14 protein-coding genes and 2 tRNA genes are annotated in these 16,204 nt (G+C 64.2%); 7 read left to right on the top strand and 9 right to left on the bottom strand.

Annotated features, from left to right (window positions below; genetic code table 11):
* Positions 1-28 precede the first annotated feature (28 nt).
* The 4 genes from PIN01S_RS07465 to PIN01S_RS07480 all read right to left on the bottom strand — a co-directional run bounded on the left by PIN01S_RS07465 (position 29) and on the right by PIN01S_RS07480 (position 1,916).
* Positions 29-457, bottom strand: coding sequence for a YkvA family protein (locus tag PIN01S_RS07465; protein WP_084334897.1), 429 nt, complete (start codon positions 455-457; stop codon positions 29-31).
* Between the two features lie 369 nt (positions 458-826).
* Positions 827-1,570, bottom strand: coding sequence for a BamJ family beta-barrel-assembly machinery protein (gene bamJ, locus PIN01S_RS07470; RefSeq protein WP_084334899.1), 744 nt, complete (start codon positions 1,568-1,570; stop codon positions 827-829).
* Positions 1,571-1,748: 178 nt separating this feature from the next.
* A tRNA-Asp gene (locus PIN01S_RS07475) sits at positions 1,749-1,825 on the bottom strand.
* Positions 1,826-1,840: 15 nt separating this feature from the next.
* A tRNA-Val gene (locus PIN01S_RS07480) sits at positions 1,841-1,916 on the bottom strand.
* A 220-nt stretch (positions 1,917-2,136) separates the two neighbouring features.
* Between PIN01S_RS07480 and rdgC the strand changes: the two genes are divergently transcribed.
* The 4 genes from rdgC to PIN01S_RS07500 all read left to right on the top strand — a co-directional run bounded on the left by rdgC (position 2,137) and on the right by PIN01S_RS07500 (position 6,277).
* A complete protein-coding gene (gene rdgC, locus PIN01S_RS07485; protein WP_084334901.1) occupies positions 2,137-3,057 on the top strand; it encodes a recombination-associated protein RdgC in 921 nt (306 codons plus the stop codon).
* 74 nt (positions 3,058-3,131) lie between these two features.
* On the top strand, positions 3,132-4,079 hold the full coding sequence (locus PIN01S_RS07490) for a bile acid:sodium symporter family protein (RefSeq protein WP_084334903.1): 948 nt from the start codon (positions 3,132-3,134) through the stop codon (positions 4,077-4,079).
* A gap of 147 nt (positions 4,080-4,226) precedes the next feature.
* A complete protein-coding gene (sugE, locus tag PIN01S_RS07495; RefSeq protein WP_084334905.1) occupies positions 4,227-4,541 on the top strand; it encodes a quaternary ammonium compound efflux SMR transporter SugE in 315 nt (104 codons plus the stop codon).
* Positions 4,542-4,942: 401 nt separating this feature from the next.
* Positions 4,943-6,277: a choice-of-anchor Q domain-containing protein gene (locus PIN01S_RS07500; RefSeq protein ID WP_084334907.1), complete on the top strand. Its 1,335-nt coding sequence runs from the start codon at positions 4,943-4,945 to the stop codon at positions 6,275-6,277.
* A 46-nt stretch (positions 6,278-6,323) separates the two neighbouring features.
* Here the strand turns inward: PIN01S_RS07500 and PIN01S_RS07505 are convergent, their stop codons facing one another.
* Entirely contained in the window at positions 6,324-8,201 is a 1,878-nt protein-coding gene (locus PIN01S_RS07505; protein ID WP_084334909.1) for an MFS transporter, read from the bottom strand.
* A 140-nt stretch (positions 8,202-8,341) separates the two neighbouring features.
* The gene (locus PIN01S_RS07510; RefSeq protein ID WP_084334911.1) at positions 8,342-10,423 is read right to left on the bottom strand and encodes a TonB-dependent receptor family protein; all 2,082 of its coding nucleotides are present in this window, start codon (positions 10,421-10,423) and stop codon (positions 8,342-8,344) included.
* 791 nt (positions 10,424-11,214) lie between these two features.
* Here PIN01S_RS07510 and PIN01S_RS27310 point away from each other — a divergent pair.
* From PIN01S_RS27310 to PIN01S_RS07520, 3 genes are all read left to right on the top strand, one after another.
* The gene (locus PIN01S_RS27310) at positions 11,215-11,349 is read left to right on the top strand and encodes a hypothetical protein (RefSeq protein WP_255251334.1); all 135 of its coding nucleotides are present in this window, start codon (positions 11,215-11,217) and stop codon (positions 11,347-11,349) included.
* Positions 11,350-11,421: 72 nt separating this feature from the next.
* On the top strand, positions 11,422-12,105 hold the full coding sequence (locus PIN01S_RS07515; RefSeq protein WP_084334913.1) for a Crp/Fnr family transcriptional regulator: 684 nt from the start codon (positions 11,422-11,424) through the stop codon (positions 12,103-12,105).
* Positions 12,106-12,171: 66 nt separating this feature from the next.
* Positions 12,172-12,363, top strand: coding sequence for a DnrP protein (locus PIN01S_RS07520; RefSeq protein WP_084334915.1), 192 nt, complete (start codon positions 12,172-12,174; stop codon positions 12,361-12,363).
* 15 nt (positions 12,364-12,378) lie between these two features.
* On the opposite strand, the gene PIN01S_RS07525 is transcribed toward PIN01S_RS07520, so the two are convergent.
* From PIN01S_RS07525 to PIN01S_RS07535, 3 genes are all read right to left on the bottom strand, one after another.
* Complete coding sequence (locus tag PIN01S_RS07525; RefSeq protein WP_084334916.1) at positions 12,379-14,220, bottom strand: nitric oxide reductase activation protein NorD; 1,842 nt, start codon at positions 14,218-14,220, stop codon at positions 12,379-12,381.
* A gap of 77 nt (positions 14,221-14,297) precedes the next feature.
* Positions 14,298-15,716 carry a cbb3-type cytochrome c oxidase subunit I gene (locus PIN01S_RS07530; protein ID WP_084334918.1) on the bottom strand — a complete coding sequence of 473 codons (1,419 nt, stop codon included), beginning with the start codon at positions 15,714-15,716 and terminating at the stop codon, positions 14,298-14,300.
* A gap of 4 nt (positions 15,717-15,720) precedes the next feature.
* On the bottom strand, positions 15,721-16,161 hold the full coding sequence (locus PIN01S_RS07535) for a c-type cytochrome (protein WP_084334919.1): 441 nt from the start codon (positions 16,159-16,161) through the stop codon (positions 15,721-15,723).
* Between the last annotated feature and the right edge of the window lie 43 nt (positions 16,162-16,204).

Here is a 16,204-nt window from a genome sequence, read left to right on the forward strand (position 1 = left end):
GCGGATACGATGGAATGCGCTTCGCTCGTTACTCCTGACGGCCCGGAGCCGGCAGCAAAGGCGGCGCGACCCGCTCCGCCGGCTGGGCGAAATGCCAGGCCCGGAACGCGTCCAGTTCGGTCCGCCAGGTGCGCAACACCCAGGCCAGGACCGCCAGGTCGTCGATCAGGCCGATTGCCAGGAGCCAGTCCGGAATCGCATCCATCGGCGAGAGGAAATATGCCAGCGCCGCCACCGAAGCCACCAGTGCCTGGGAGCCGATGGCCCGGTACTCGCCGCGCCACCAGGCGAGGCACAGTGCCTGCAACAGACGCAGATCGTCCTTGACGCCCCCCAGCCGGCGTCCTTCACGGCCACCCTTTTTTGCCACCGCGAGCAACAACTTCGGCAAGCGCCCCCGCACCAGCAGACGCTCGGCCACGGGCAGGTAACGTGCAAAATTCCACGGTGCTTTCACCCTTCCTCCTCCACAGCCCGCAAGCTTGGCGGGCTCGTCCCGGTTATCCACCAAAGCTGTGGATAACCTTGTGAACAGATCTGTGAGCAGCTTACCAAAGGCCCGGTTCACGGGGCCTGGCCACGGATCGGATAAAATTTATCCAGCCAGAAAAGTTGAATAAAAACAGCAACTTAAAAATCGACCCAAACTTACGTTCGGTCACCTTGAAGATCAGAAATAAAAACCGCCGTCAATGTGCATAACCGTAACATCGGAACAGGGCGACATATCCATTGAGACTCGCCGGTCAGCTACCGGGTTCGTCTTTTGAAGGCCGGAAACGACAACGCCCCGTCGAAACGGGGCGCTGTGTGAAACGGGTACGTCTTACTGCTGAGGCTGTTCGGCCGGCTCGGTCTGCTCAGGTGCTTCGCCCTGGCCCTGACCCTTGATGCCGAGGAGTTCCAGTTCGAACACCAGCACCGAATTGGCCGGGATCATCGGCGACGGGCTCTGCGCACCGTAGGCCAACTCGCTGGGGATGAACAGCTTGTATTTCTCGCCGACATGCATCAGCTGCAGGCCTTCCACCCAACCGGGGATCACGCCATTGACCGGCAGGTCGATGGGGCTGCCACGCTCGATGGAGCTGTCGAAGACGCTGCCGTCCACCAGGCTGCCCTGGTAGTGCACGGTGACCACGTCAGTGGGCTTGGGCTGCGCGCCGTCGGTCTTCTTCAGCACTTCGTACTGGAGGCCGGAAGCGGTGGTGGTCACGCCTTCGCGCTTACCGTTCTCTTCCAGGAACTGCTTGCCCTTCTTGGCGTTCTCGTCGCTGATCGCCGCCATGCGCTCTTCGGCACGCTTCTGCAGGAAGGCGAAGGCTTCCATCAGCTCTTCGTCCTTCAGGCGCTGCTCTTTCTTGCCGATGGCGTCTTCGATGCCTTGGGCGACCGCTTTCGAATCGAGGTCGTCCATGCCTTCCTGGGCCAGGCTCTTGCCCATGTTCAGGCCGATGCCGTAGGAGGCTTTCTGGGCCGGAGTCTTCAGTTCAACGCTGGTCTGCGAATCGCAGCCCGCGAGAACCAGGCCTACCAGGGCCATCGCTGCGGCCAACCGATGTTGTCTCATGCTGTTTCCTTGTTCGTGCGCCAGAGGCAGTCGAGTGAAAGGGCGAGCTTAGCAGGCCGCCATCATGACTGGCTACGGGGATACGAACGGGAAAACCACGATAAGTTCAGGTGTTCAAAAGGAATTTTAAGAAATGAAGCGAGGTGTCACAGGAGGGGAAAAGCGAGGAGGGAAAAAGTGGCGCAGCGGACGGGACTCGAACCCGCGACCCCCGGCGTGACAGGCCGGTATTCTAACCGACTGAACTACCGCTGCGCGTAACCCCGAGATTGGTGGGTGGTGACGGGATCGAACCGCCGACCCTCTGCTTGTAAGGCAGATGCTCTCCCAGCTGAGCTAACCACCCTTCGCTCTCGAAGTGGTGCGCATTCTAGAGAGGCATTCCGACCTTGGCAAGCCCCCGATGAAAAAAATTTTCAAAACTTCCAAAGAGTTAGAGAGGCCCTTCTCTATTTGCCGGGCGGCACCCGATTAATTGCGCCCGCCGCTTCGCCCAGGGTTGGCCTGGAGCGCCGGGGGGAGAATAATGCGCGCTTTCGCTTTGCGTAATGGAGAGTTCCCCCCTCATGTGGTTCCGCAACCTGCTCGTCTACCGCCTCACCCAGGACATCCCCTTCGATGCCGAAGCGCTGGAAGCGCAACTGGCCGCCAAGCCGGCCCGCCCCTGCGCCAGCCAGGAACTGACCACCTATGGCTTCATGGCGCCGTTCGGCAAGGGCGAAGACGCTCCGCTGGTGCACGTCAGCCAGGACTTCCTGCTGATTGCCGCGCGCAAGGAAGAACGCATCCTGCCCGGCAGCGTGGTGCGCGATGCCCTGAAGGAGAAGGTCGACGAGATCGAGGCCGAGCAGATGCGCAAGGTCTATAAGAAGGAGCGCGACCAGCTCAAGGACGAGATCATCCAGACCTTCCTGCCGCGCGCCTTCATCCGTCGCTCGGCGACCTTCGCCGCGATCGCCCCCAAGCTGGGCCTGATCCTGGTCGACTCCGCCAGCCCGAAGCGCGCCGAAGACCTGCTCTCCACCCTGCGCGAAGCCATCGGCTCGCTGCCGGTGCGTCCGCTCAGCGTCAAGGTCGCGCCCACCGCCACCCTCACCGACTGGGTGAAGTCGCAACAGGCCGCGGAAGGCTTCTTCGTCCTCGACGAATGCGAACTGCGCGACACCCATGAAGACGGCGGCGTGGTGCGCTGCAAGCGCCAGGACCTGACCAGCGAGGAAATCCAGCTGCACCTGAGCACCGGCAAGCTGGTCACCCAGTTGTCCCTGGCCTGGCAGGACAAGCTGTCCTTCGTGCTGGACGACAAGCTGGCGATCAAGCGCCTGCGCTTCGAAGACCTGTTGCAGGACCAGGCCGAGCAGGACGGTGGCGACGATGCTCTCGGCCAGCTGGATGCCAGTTTCACCCTGATGATGCTGACTTTCTCCGAATTCCTCCCGGCGCTGTTCGAAGCCCTGGGTGGCGAGGAGATTCCGCAGGGTATTTGATGCCCATGGCGGTATGCGGGCGCCAGCCATCCCGCATACCGCCAACCTGATCGCATAACGACAAGGATCTGCCCATGCGTGCGCTTGCTGCTTTCAGCCGCTTCGTCGGCAATACCTTCGCCCTCTGGGTGCTGTTGTTCGCCGTGCTGGCGTTCTTCCAGCCGGCCTGGTTCCTGCCGGCCACCGCCTGGATCGTGCCGCTGCTGGGGCTGATCATGTTCGGCATGGGCCTGACCCTGAAGACCGAGGACTTCCGCGAGGTGGTGCGCCGTCCGCTGTGGGTGCTGCTCGGTGTCGCCGCGCAGTTCCTGATCATGCCGGGCCTCGCCTGGCTGCTCTGCCAGGTGCTCGGGTTGCCGCCGGAAATCGCCGTCGGCGTGATCCTGGTCGGCTGCTGCCCGGGCGGCACCGCATCCAACGTCATCACCTGGTTCTCACGCGGCGACGTCGCGTTGTCGGTATCGATCACCGCCGTCACCACCCTGCTCGCGCCACTGGTGACCCCGGCGCTGATTTGGCTGCTGGCCTCCGCCTGGTTGCCGGTGAAGTTCGGCGCTCTGTTCATGTCCATCCTGCAGATCGTACTGCTACCCATCGTCCTCGGTCTGATCGCCCAGCGCCTGCTCGGGAAACGGGTGCATCACGTGGTGGACGTGCTGCCGCTGGTTTCGGTGGTCAGCATCGTGATCATCGTCGCCGCCGTGGTGGCGGCCAGCCAGGCGAAGATCGCCGAATCCGGGCTGCTGATCATGGCCGTGGTGGTGTTGCACAACAGCCTGGGGCTGGGCCTGGGCTATCTGATCGGCCATCTCTTCGGCTTGCCGCTGGCACAGCGCAAGACACTGTCCATCGAGGTCGGCATGCAGAACTCCGGCCTGGGCGCCGCCCTCGCCAGCGCGCATTTCTCGCCACTGGCGGCAGTGCCCAGCGCCCTGTTCAGCGTCTGGCACAACCTCTCCGGCGCCCTGCTGGCGACCATCTATCGTCGCATCGGTCAGGATTCCGAAAAAATCCCGAAATGATTCAGGTGGTTCCGTCGATCCGGGGTAGCTTGCCCCGGCGTTGGACCTGTGCAAAATGACGGCATGTGAGGACGACCTCACCACGCCTGATGTGTGACCACCCGGGGACGGCCCCTTCCTCATGACCGTTACCCGAGGAGGTCGTCCATGTCCTGGTTCATTCTGTTTTTCGCCGGTCTGTTCGAAGTCGGTTGGGCCGTCGGCCTGAAATACACCGACGGCTTCAGCCGCCCCCTCCCCACCCTGCTCACCGTAGGCGCCATCCTGGCGAGCTTGGGCCTGCTCGGCCTGGCCATGAAGGAATTGCCCCTGGGTACCGCCTATGCAATCTGGACCGGCATCGGCGCGGTGGGCACCGTGATTGCCGGTGTGATCCTCTTCGGCGAATCGCTGGCCCCGTTGCGGCTGGCCAGCGTGGCGCTGATCGCCTGCGGCCTGGTGGGGCTCAAGTTGAGCCATTGAGCGGAACGCAGTTGGGCGAAGGAACTCTATTAGCGGTACGTAAAAACCTGTAGGAGCGAGCTCTGCTCGCGAAACGCAACACAAGCGCTTCGCCAGCAGAGCTGGCTCCTACAAAAGCACGCGACCGTAGGGGCGATTTATTCGCCCCACGGAACCTCGCAAGGCGAATGAATTCGCCCCTACGAAGAGCAGGGTGCACCTGTGGTAGGGAAATTCCACGCAGGCACGCTCGCTTCTCCCGCACCCACCAGACGGATGGGAACCCGGCAACGGAACCGAGCCCAGCAACCAAAGTCAACTCGGTGATCGCAAGGACTTCACCCCATGCGCATCCCCACGCGGAAGCCGCGCCGTGTCCGCTCCGAAGACACTCGCGGCCATACGCCGCAAGGATGGAACCCATGCGTACGCTGCTGACCGCCGCCCTCCCCCTGGCGGCATTTGCCCTTGGCGCCTCACCGTCTTTCGCCAACCAGGAACTCGAAGTCACCACCACCGCCGACAGCCTCGACGGCCTCTGCAATATCCACTGCTCATTGCGCGATGCGATACAAGTCGCCAACGAACGCCCCGGAGAGGATCTGATCCGGTTGCCCGAGGGCGACTACCAGATAGCGATCCAGGACCCGGACGGGACTGAAGAAGACGATAACCAGAGTGGTGACCTGGATATCACCGACGCCCTGACCATCAGGGGATTCGGTAGTGCCAGCCGTATTCTTGGCGGGGGTTTCAGCCGGCTGATCGAAGTTCAGGCCGGGGCCCATGTGAAACTGATGTACCTGACCTTGGAACGCGGACACGCCAAGGACGCCGGCGGCGGCGTGGAAAACCATGGACACCTGTTATTGCGCCGAGTTCGCATATACGACAACCATGCAACTCCGCCTGAATCCGTAGATCCAGACCCAGTGATCGAACATGGCCGAGGAGGCGGAATCGCCAACTACGGTGAACTGGAAATCTACCTCTCTCTGTTCAGCCGAAATGGTTCCGCAGGTAATGTTTCGGATGATGGCGAAAACGGCCGGGGTGGTGCGATATTCAATCGCGGAAACCTGTACGTACGGGAAAGCGAGTTCAGTCAGAACGGGTCCGGTACCGGTGGAGGCATCTACAACGAAGGCAAGGCGGATATTTCACGCTCGTTGTTCCTCCAAAGCTCCAGCGGCGAATTTTCCGGAGGCCTGGCCATCGGTAACGCCGCAGGAGGCGACCTGCTGCTGACCAACAGCACCATCAGCGGTCATCGCGGAAGTGTCTTGTATAACGAAGGCCTCTCCCCGGAACAGGTGGGCAAGGTACGTCTGGTCAACGTCACCATCGCCAACAACCAGGGGATTGGCTTGTTCAATCGCGGTGAGGCCACAGTCCGCAACAGCCTCTTTGTCGGCAACAGCGATCCCTACAATGACTGGGCCCCCTATAACTGCGTCAACTATGGAAAGTTCTATCGCTACAGCGCCTCTGGCCTGATGCTGGAGATCGGCGACCGTACCTGCTCCGCCGATCTCTACATCGACCCCACGTTGACCTACAGCCAAGTGATCGAACCTCTGGCCGACAATGGCGGCGCCACGCGCACCCATGCGCTGCGCCCCGGTAGCCTGGCGATCGATGCGGGAATCGGTAGTTGTACCCGACACGACCAGAGGCGCATGCCGCGTCCAGAGGATGGCGACGGTGACGGCGTGGCCCTCTGCGACCTGGGTGCCTACGAACGGGCCGTTCCTTGAGACCCATGAGGACGGTGCGAGGGCCTCCTCGCACCGTATTCAGCCTTTACCGCACCGCCCCACGCAATTCGCTCACCTGGGCCTGGAGCGTCTGCCGGTCGGCGTTTTCCGGCGCCAGGGCCGGGCCGGCGACCAGGGTGATGCGTGACCAGAAGCGTTTGAAGAAGCCCTTGCTCGGGTCGCGGCTGAAGAAGCTGCCCCACAACCCCTGCAGTGCCATGGGGATCACCGGCACCGGGTTTTCCGCGAGGATGCGCTCGACGCCGGCCTTGAACTCGTTGATCTCGCCGTCGCCGGTCAGCTTGCCCTCGGGGAAGATGCACACCACTTCGCCGTTCTTCAGATATTCGCCGATCTTCTTGAACGCCGCGTCGTAGATCAGCAGGTCCTCGTTGCGCCCGGCGATGGGCACGGTGCCCGCGGTGCGGAAGATGAAGTTGAGCACCGGCAGGTTGTAGATCTTGTAGTACATGACGAAGCGCACCGGCCGGCGCACCGCGCCGCCGATCAGCAGGGCGTCGACGAAGGAGACGTGGTTGCACACCAGCAGCGCCGGCCCCTCATCCGGGATGGCGTCCAGCCCCTTGTGCTCGACCCGGTACATCGAGTGGCCGAGCAGCCAGACCATGAAGCGCATGCTGAACTCGGGGACGATCTTGAAGATGTAGGCGTTCACCGCGACGTTCATCAGCGACACGGCGAGGAACAACTCGGGGATCGACAGCCCGGCGACGGTCAGGAAGAGGATCGCGACGATGGCCGAGATCACCATCAGCAGCGCGTTGAGGATGTTGTTCGCGGCGATCACCCGTGAGCGCTCGTGCTCGGCGGTACGGGCCTGGATCAGCGCGTACAACGGGACGATGTAGAAGCCGCCGAACATGCCGATGCCCAGCACGCAACCGAGGACGGCCCAGGCCTGGCCGTGGGCGAGCACGCCCAGCCAGTCGTGCGGCTGCGCGGCTTGGGGGAAGCCGCCGGACAGCCACCAGAGCAGGATACCGAACAGGGTCAGGCCGGCGGAGCCGAAGGGCACCAGGCCGATTTCCACCTTGTGCCCGGACAACCGCTCGCAGAGCACAGAGCCCAGCGCGATGCCCACAGAGAACACGGTGAGGATCAGCGTGACCACGCTTTCGTCGCCGTACAGCAGGTCCTTGGAATAGGCCGGGATCTGCGTCAGGTAGACCGCACCGAGGAACCAGAACCAGGAGTTGCCCAGCATCGAGCGCGACACCGAGGGCAATTGCTTGACCAACCCCAGGTGGAGGATGGCCCAGGATTGCCGGAAGATGTTCCAATCCAGCGCCAGCTCCGGCAGCGCTGCGTGGGCACGGGGGATGCCGCGGCTGGCCAGGTAGCCCAGGGCCGCCACCAGGATCACCGAGGTGGCCACGATGCCGGCGTAGCCCTCGAAGGACATCATGATCCCGGCGCCGATGGTGCCGGCGAGGATGGCCAGGAAGGTGCCCATTTCCACCAGGGCGTTGCCGCCGACCAGCTCTTCTTCCTTGAGGTGCTGCGGCAGGATCGAATACTTCACCGGCCCGAACAGCGCCGACTGGGTACCCATGCAGAACAGTACGGCGAGCATCAGCGGCAGGCTGCCCAGCAGCAGCCCGGTCGCGCCGGCGGCCATGATGACGATCTCGGCGAACTTGATCGTGCGGATCAGCGAGTCCTTGGCGTACTTCTCGCCGAACTGCCCGCCGAGGGCGGAGAACAGGAAGAACGGCAGGATGAACAGCAGTGCGCAGAGGTTCACCAGCAGGCTCTTGTCCGCACTGGAACCGAGCTTGTAGAGGATGGCGAGGATCAGCGACTGCTTGAAGATGTTGTCGTTGAAAGCCCCCAACGACTGGGTGAGAAAGAACGGCAGGAAACGCCGTTTGCCGAGCAAAGCGAATTGAGAGGGTGCGCTCATAGTCCCTTACCTGATAGCCCGTGATGGCCTGCCCTATTGGATGGCAGGAAGCCAGCCGGAAGCCACAGGTTTTTACGCGTTTTTTGCGCGGATCGAGACAAGAGGCCGAGCCCCGCGTCTGGCGCGGGGCTCGGAAGGCGTCAGAAGGAGACGCTGGTCTGCAGGTACAGCGTACGCGGCTGCCCGAGGTATTTGCCCCGATTGGTGTCGGTGGAGCGCGTGTAGTACTCGCGGCCGAACAGGTTCTTCACCCCGGCGGCCAGCTTGAGGTTGGCCAGTTGCGGGCCGAAAGCGTACTCGCCACGGGCGTTCCAGTAGCCGAAGCCGGGAATCTCGCCAAGAGAGCCGTCGGCGCTCTCTTCGTCGGTGTTGGCCGCATCGGCGAACTGGCGGGACTGCGCGTAGCCGTCCAGGTTCCAGGTCCAGGGGCCGGTCTCGTAGCGCAGGCCGAGGGTCGCCACTTCGCGGGAGTATAACGGCAGGTCGTTGCCCTCGTTCTCGCCTTCCTCGCGGGTCGCCTTGGTCAGCGCCAGCGAGGCGTAGATCGACAGCCCTTGCAGGCGCGGGTCGAGGCCCGCCAGTTCGTAGCCACCGGCCATTTCCACGCCGCGGTGCAGCGTCTTGCCGGAGTTGACCCAGATATCTCCCGCCGACTGGTATTCGAGCTGGTCGTCGAAGTCGATCTGGAACACCGTCAGCTCGGCATTCCACAGGCCGTCGTCGTAGCGGGTGCCGACCTCGTAGGTATGCGCCTTTTCCGCCTTCAGGCTGGCGTCGCGGGAAAGCTGGTAGTGCTGGATGCTGCCGAACGAGGTGTTGGCGTTGGCGTACAGCTTCCAGGCATCGGACAGGTGGTACATGACGTTCAGCGACGGCAGCGGCTCACGGGAGCGCTGCTGGCTCTTCTCGCCATCCAGGCGGTTGGTCGAGTTGACCCGCACCCGCTCGTAGCGCACGCCGGGAGTGACGGTCCAGTTGCCGATGTCGATGCGGTCGTCGATGTAGAAAGAATGCGCCTCGGTGTCGGCCACGTTATAGATAGCCAGGCGCTTGGGCACGCTGTACGGATCGCCGCCGGTGCCGAAGCCCCTGCGGTCGTAGCGCTTCTCGGTGGAGTCCTCCTCTAGGTAGCGGTAGCCGATGCCCACTTCGTGGCTGCTGTCGCCGGCGTAGAAGATTTGCGAATAGCGCGGCTCGATGCCGAACACCTCGTAGTCGCGCGGCAGTTCGCGCAGCCAGGTCATGCGCTGCGGCGTGTTGTTGGCGAGCATGCCGCTGCGGTAGCTGGTGTTGTAGAAGGCGGTCACCTCGAACTGGCGCTCGGCGTCCGGGGTGCGGGTGTACTTGACCACCGCTTGCTTGCGGTCGCCTTCGAAGCTGTCGTACGGGCGGGTGCTCTGGTACGGGTCGGCGTCGAAATCGGCGGCGCTCAGGCCGCCCGGCATGTCGGCGTCGGCCTGGTAGAACTGCAGGCTGCCGGACAGCTCGTCGATGTCGCTCAGCGCGTACTTGTACTTGAGCATCACGTCGTCGATGCGGGTACCGCTGTGGTCGCGATAGGTATCGCCGCGCACGCCGGAGTACAGCAGGGCCGCGCCCAGGCCGTTGTCGGCGGTACCGCCGAGGAAGGCATTGGTGCGGTTGAGGAAACCGCCCTGGGCCGGTGCCGATTCGGTCTGGTAGCTGATTTCCCGCACCAGTTCCTCGGGAATTCCGCGGGTGACGAAGTTAATGATGCCGCCGACGTTCTGCGGGCCGTAACGCACCGCGCCGCCGCCGCGCACCACGTCGATGGACTCGATGTTGCCCAGGCTGGTGGGCGCCAGTGACAGTTGCGGCTGGCCGTAGGGCGCGATGGCCAGGGGAATGCCGTCCTGCAGGATAGTGGCGCGCGGCGACAGGCGGGAAGTCAGGCCGCGGCTGCCGACGTTCAGGGAGATGTCGCTGCCGCCCGTGCCGTTGCTGTCCTGCACCTGCAGGCCGGGGACCCGGCGCAGCACGTCGCGCACGTTGCTGGCGCCGCTCTCCTCGATCTGCTGGCGGCGCACCACGGTCCGCGCGCCGGGGTGGTTCTTCACGTCCTGCTCGGACGCCTCGCCGAGCCAGTCGCCGACCACCGTGGTCTCGCCGAGATCATGGGTCTCGGCGGCGATCAGAGGCAAAGCAGAAAAAGCCAGGGCAACGCCAAGGGCCAGGCGCGAAGGCATGCAGACAGACGACATCACTTGTCTCCCCCAGAGAAAAGAACAGAAACGGACCTGTCCGAGCGGACAGGTCCCAAAGGTTGGGGCGGGACTATATGTGAATTTGTATCGACTGTTAATAAGAATGCTTACAATTTCTTGACAAAAATCGCCTTGGGTTTCAAAGGCTCTGTTTGCGGCTTGGGATGGATTACGCCAGTACAACCTTTGCTGTCGTGCATGGCCAACCCTCTCCCCCGGCCCCTCTCCCGTAAACGGGAGAGGGGGAGATTTCGTGGTGCCCGGCGTAACGAAGTGAGCCGACGCTTTGTCATTGCCAAGACTGGTGGAAGAGGTGCGGCTAACTCGGATGCCCCGTCAGAAGGCCGAGCGGAATCGTCGTGTAGGGGGACGAGCGGCATGGATGCCGCGAGAGGCGCGATTGGCCAGGGATGGCCCTTCGTGCGGGGCCGCCGAGGTCGGCCCCCGGAACGGCGATGGAGCGAGGGAACCCCGGCGAAGCCGGGCGGGGACGCCCAGTTCGGATGTCGGGGCAAGCCCTCTTGGTTACCTTCTGGGGCGACTGCCAGAAGTAACTCGCCGGGGGGCGAAACAAGAAGTTTTCTGCTGAACTCAGTAATCGGTTTGGCTCAGAACCTCCTAACAACACTTAACGCAGACAAGAGCCTTCAAACGACGACCGGCCTCCGTTTTCCCACCGGCTTATTGATCCAGGACAGCATTCGCCCCGGCCCCAATCGTCACACTGCCAGCCTGAAAAAGGGGCGCCCAGATGCCTCATTCATCCATGCCTGCTGGAGAACCTACCCATGAAGCTGTTCTATCCGCTGATCTGGGGTTGCGTGCTGGCTTCCGTGCTGTCGCTGGCCAGTGGCGTCGCGCTGTCGCTGACCACCGCCCCGAGCGCCACCCCGGCCGCAGGCCAGACGAGCGCCGTCCGCTAACCCCGTATCCGGTCCATCATCGTTTTTCCGGCCGCGGCTTGCCCGCGGCCCAGTCATTTCCAGGAACACCCCATGGGCCCACATCGCGTTCACCACCAGATCCTACGCAGCCATCACCTTTTCGAGCCGCTGAGCGACGACCAGCTCAAGGAACTGCTCGCCGCCAGCCAACTGCTCAACCTCGAGAAGGGCGACACCCTGTTCAACCAGGGCGACAAGGCGACCGCGTTCTACTTCGTCATCTCAGGCTGCGTGAAAATCTTCCGCCTGACGCCGGACGGCCAGGAGAAGATTTTCGAGATCATCGGCGACCGCCAGACCTTCGCCGAAGCCATGATGCTCATGGACACGCCCAACTATGTGGCCTCCGCCCAGGCCGTGGGGCCGACCCAGCTCTACCGCTTCTCCAACGCCGCCTACATGCGCCTGTTGCAGGTCAACCAGCAACTGACCTTCGCCCTGCTCGGCAAGCTCTGTGTGCGCCTGCACCAGCGCCTGAACGAGATCGAGACGCTGTCGCTGAAGAACGCCACCCACCGGGTGATCCGCTACTTCCTCAGCCAGATGGCGCAGCTTCCCGAGGACGAGGACCGCATCGAGCTGCCGGTGGCCAAGCAACTGGTGGCCGGGCACCTGGGCATCCAGCCGGAGACCTTCTCGCGGATCATCCGCCGCCTGAGCGACGAGGGCATCATCGACCTCGACGGCCGGCAAATTCGTATCCTCGACCGCCAGCGCCTGGAACAATTCGAGTGAGGCTTGATCGCCATCAAGCGTGAACGCGCGCATGGCATGCCAGTCTTCGCCCCCCGGAGGTGACCCATGGCGAACTGTCTGTACTGCGGAGAAGAGCACCCGGCCGGCACCGTCGCGTGCCGGCGCTGCGGCATGCCGTTGCCGGTGCGGGCCGATGGCGCGGCGGCGCGCCGGCAGCGGCGTTTCCTCTGGTTCTGCATCGGTCTGGCGCTGTTCTGCGCGGCGATGATCGTCTGGCTGCCGCGCAGCCTGTCCTGACCCGCCCCCTCGCCATCAGCGCTGAGTCAACTGTCGGTACAACTGCGGCAGTCGCAGCGGCAACTGCCGGGGTTGGCGGATCAACGTGTAACCGTTGGCGCCGAACATGTACGGCAGGTAGTCGCCGGCCTCCTGATCGATGGTGATGCAGAACGGCAGGATGCCCTGGCGGCGCGCCTCCATCACCGCCTCGCGGGTGTCCTCCACCCCGTAGCGTCCCTCGTAGAGATCCAGGTCGTTGGGCTTGCCATCGGTGACCAGCAGCAACAGCTTGCGCCGCTGGCCGCGCTCGGCGAGCAGACGGCTGGCCTGGCGGATCGCCGCGCCCATGCGGGTGTAGTAGCCGGGCTTGAGCGCCTGGATGCGCCCACGGGTGTGGTCGTCGTAGCGTTGTTCGAAGGCTTTCAGTTCCGACAGGCGCACCTGTTGGCGGCGCAGCGAAGAAAAGCCGTAGAGGGCGAAGGGATCGCCGAGAGCGGATAGGGTTTCGCCGAACAGCAGCAGGCTGTCGCCGATCACGTCGATGACCCGGTGCTCGTTGTCCAGATGTGCCTCGGTGGACATCGACAGGTCCGCCAGCAGCAGGCAGGCCAGGTCGCGGCGGGTCTGGCGCTGTTCAAGGAACAGGCCCTTCTCGACGCACTGGCCGTGGCGGCGCTCGACGTGGAAATCCAGCCAGGCCTGCAAGTCCAGCTCGTCGCCCTGGGGTTGCTGGCGCAGCCACTGGCGATCATTGCGCAGGTGTTCGAACTGACGCCGCAGCCGCCGCGCCAAGGGGGCGAGGCGGTCCGGCAGGGGCTTCGGCTCGGCGCCGCGCGGCAGCATGCGCTGCACCTGCACGAAGTCGGCTTTCAGGCGCTGCTGGCGGTAATCCCATTCCGGCAGCAGCAGCCCTTCGCCCAGCGGCAGGTCGTCGGCCTCCGCCGGCGGCAGGTCCAGGTGCAGCTTGAGCCCGCCGCCTTTGCGCAAGCGCTGGCGCGACAGCGCCATCTCGTCGAGGTCTTCCGCCACGCGGGCGGCGTCCAGGTCTTCGCTGTCGTCGCCGCAGCGGTCCAGATCGACATGCTCGGACCAACTGAACAGGTTCTCCAGGCGAAACAGCAGCAGGCCGCCCTTGCTGGTGCTCTCCTCCACCCGCCGGGCCCGCTTGCGCAGGTCGTTGCGCTGGCCAGCCGACGATTGCAGGGCGCTCTCGTCGTCCTCATCGAGATTACCGGCCTGGGGCTGGTCGAGACGTTCGGCGGGGTACAGCCAGAGCGGCAATGGCCAGGGCGCGCGTTCGCTGGACGGAAACGCCGAAACGCTGCCGGGCTCGCGCAGGGCCTGCTGCAAGGCGCGTTCGAGAGCGGCCTCGCCGGACGGCAGGCGCGCCGGGTCCGGGCGCAGCGGTAGGTGCGCCTCCACCAGCGCGCGGTAGCGCGGACGCAATGCCGGATAGCGCTCCAGCAGGGCACAGGTCCAGGCCTGGTTGTCCCGCGCCCAGTGGCGCATGTCGCCGGCCTGGGCGGCGAGCAGCGCCAGCCAGCGGTACAGCTCGCGGTTCAGCGCGGCATCCGGGTACACCGCCAAGCTCTGCGGCAGGCGCAGGTGGCTGGCGTCGCACCAGGCCACCGGCAGTTGCTTGCAGGTGCCGGCAACCTGTTGCAGCAGACTGCGCCGCAACAGCAGGTCGCGCGGGTTGGCCGCCGCCACGCCGACGCCACTGGCGCCGCCGAGGGCGCGGAACAGCACGCCAATGGCACGCTGCTCGCTCTCCAGCTCGACCCGCGCCTCCGGGAAGTCCGGGCTGGCGTGGCGGGTGATGAAGCGGTGCCAGGCGCTGCCGACCCACTCTTCCAGTTCGACGGTAAAGGCCATGACTCACTCCGCTGCCGAGGGAAAAACGGCCCGGTCTGTCGCCAGCCGGGCCGTTGTGCGCATCAGAACCAACCGCTTCAGGCCGTTACGGCAGCCGCCACCGGCAGCCGGCCGCGCTGGCGGAAGCTGAACAGGTAGCAACCGAGGCCGATGAAGAACAGCACCCCGGCCACCAGCCGCAGCCAGAAGAACACGGCGAGCTGGTCCATGGTGTTCATGAACGACATGGCCGCGCCGTCCTCCGGCAACCGCTGCAGCCACACCTGCACCACGCCGGCGGCGGTGAGGAACAGGGTGATGGCTACCATCGACAGGGTCATCAGCCAGAAGCCCCAGACCTCGACGGTCTGCGCCCGCGCGTCCGGTGCCTCGCCGATGCCCCGCAGGCGCGGCATGGCGTAGCTGATCATGGTCATCACGATCATCGCGTAGGCACCGTAGAAGGCCAGGTGGCCGTGGGCCGCGGTGATCTGCGAGCCGTGGGTGTAGTAGTTCACCGGCGCCAGGGTGTGCAGGAAGCCCCACACGCCGGCACCGAGGAAGGCGGTGACGGTGGTGCCGATGGCCCAGAGCGCGGCGGCGCGGTTCGGGTGCTCGCGACGGCGGCGGTTCACCATGTTGAAGGCGAACAGCACCATGGCGAAGAACGGCAGCGGTTCCATGGCCGAGAAGATCGAGCCCAGCCACAGCCAGACGCCCGGCGCGCCGATCCAGAAGAAGTGGTGGCCGGTGCCGATGATGCCGGTGATCAGGGCCATGGCGATGATCACGTAGAGCCACTTCTCGATCACCTCGCGGTCGACGCCGGTGATCTTGATCAGCACGAAGGCCAGCATCGAGCCCATGATCAGCTCCCACACGCCTTCCACCCACAGGTGCACCACCCACCACCAGTAGTACTTGTCGCGGGCCAGGTTTTCCGGGTTGTAGAAGGAGAACAGGAAGAACACCGCCAGGCCGATCAGGCCGGTCATCATCACCATGCTGATGGCGGTCTTGCGGCCTTTCAGCAGGGTCATGCCGATGTTGTAGAGGAAGCCCAGGGCCACCACCACGATACCGGCCTTGGTGATCGTCGGCTGTTCGAGGAACTCGCGGCCCATGGTCGGCAGCAGTTCGTTGCCGGTCAACCTGGCCAGCCCGGCATAGGGCACCAGCAGGTAGCCGAGGATGGTCAGCACGCCGGCGATGGCGAACACCCAGAACAGCAGCAGCGCCAGTTTCGGGCTGTGCAGCTCGCGGTCGGCCTCCTCGGGGATCAGGTAGTAGGCCGCACCCATGAAGCCGAACAGCAACCAGACGATCAGCAGGTTGGTGTGCACCATGCGGGCGACGTTGAACGGGATCAGCGGGAACAGGAAGTCACCGACCACGTACTGCAGGCCCATGATCAGGCCGAACAGAATCTGCCCGACGAAGAGCATCAGGGCGAACACGAAGTACGGCTTGGCGACGGCCTGCGAAGCGAATTTCAGATGGGGATTGGTCAGGCTCATGGAATCAGCCCTCCTTGTTCGGCGGCCAGTCGTTGGTGTTGATCTGCGAGGTCCACTTGAGGAAGTCGGCCAGATCGTTCACCTCGTCTTCGCTGAGGTTGAACTGCGGCATCGCGCGGCGCCCCGGCACGCCCAGCGGCTGGGCCTTGAGCCAGGCGTGCAGGTAGGGCTTGAAGCCCGCCTCGCCGCCCCGGCGCACGTACACGTTGCCCAGCTCCGGCGCGAAGTACGCGCCCTCGCCCAGCAGGGTGTGGCAACCGATGCAGTTGTTCTGTTCCCAGACCAGCTTGCCGCGCACCACCGATTCGGTTATCGCCGCCTCGTTGGATCGCTCGGGAAAGGTCTGCTCGCTGTGGTAGGTCAGGGCCAGGAACACCAGGAAGAAGAACACGCTCCCCCCGAAATAAATGTTCCTGGCCATGCCCTTGGTGAAGGTCTCTGACATGGACGCCTCCTCATGGCTGTGCGCGGCCATTCTAGGAAGCGCC

It is taken from the genome of Pseudomonas indica NBRC 103045, assembly GCF_002091635.1.
GTDB classification, from domain to species: Bacteria; Pseudomonadota; Gammaproteobacteria; order Pseudomonadales; family Pseudomonadaceae; genus Pseudomonas_M; species Pseudomonas_M indica.

Coding starts and splice junctions, on each gene's coding strand:
- bamJ (WP_084334899.1), bottom strand. CDS start 1,570: ATGAGACAACATCGGTTGGCCGCAGCGATGGCCCTGGTAGGCCTGGTT.
- PIN01S_RS07535 (WP_084334919.1), bottom strand. CDS start 16,161: ATGTCAGAGACCTTCACCAAGGGCATGGCCAGGAACATTTATTTCGGG.
- PIN01S_RS07515 (WP_084334913.1), top strand. CDS start 11,422: ATGGGCCCACATCGCGTTCACCACCAGATCCTACGCAGCCATCACCTT.
- PIN01S_RS27310 (WP_255251334.1), top strand. CDS start 11,215: ATGAAGCTGTTCTATCCGCTGATCTGGGGTTGCGTGCTGGCTTCCGTG.
- PIN01S_RS07510 (WP_084334911.1), bottom strand. CDS start 10,423: ATGTCGTCTGTCTGCATGCCTTCGCGCCTGGCCCTTGGCGTTGCCCTG.
- PIN01S_RS07500 (WP_084334907.1), top strand. CDS start 4,943: ATGCGTACGCTGCTGACCGCCGCCCTCCCCCTGGCGGCATTTGCCCTT.
- PIN01S_RS07525 (WP_084334916.1), bottom strand. CDS start 14,220: ATGGCCTTTACCGTCGAACTGGAAGAGTGGGTCGGCAGCGCCTGGCAC.
- PIN01S_RS07490 (WP_084334903.1), top strand. CDS start 3,132: ATGCGTGCGCTTGCTGCTTTCAGCCGCTTCGTCGGCAATACCTTCGCC.
- rdgC (WP_084334901.1), top strand. CDS start 2,137: ATGTGGTTCCGCAACCTGCTCGTCTACCGCCTCACCCAGGACATCCCC.
- sugE (WP_084334905.1), top strand. CDS start 4,227: ATGTCCTGGTTCATTCTGTTTTTCGCCGGTCTGTTCGAAGTCGGTTGG.
- PIN01S_RS07505 (WP_084334909.1), bottom strand. CDS start 8,201: ATGAGCGCACCCTCTCAATTCGCTTTGCTCGGCAAACGGCGTTTCCTG.
- PIN01S_RS07530 (WP_084334918.1), bottom strand. CDS start 15,716: ATGAGCCTGACCAATCCCCATCTGAAATTCGCTTCGCAGGCCGTCGCC.
- PIN01S_RS07520 (WP_084334915.1), top strand. CDS start 12,172: ATGGCGAACTGTCTGTACTGCGGAGAAGAGCACCCGGCCGGCACCGTC.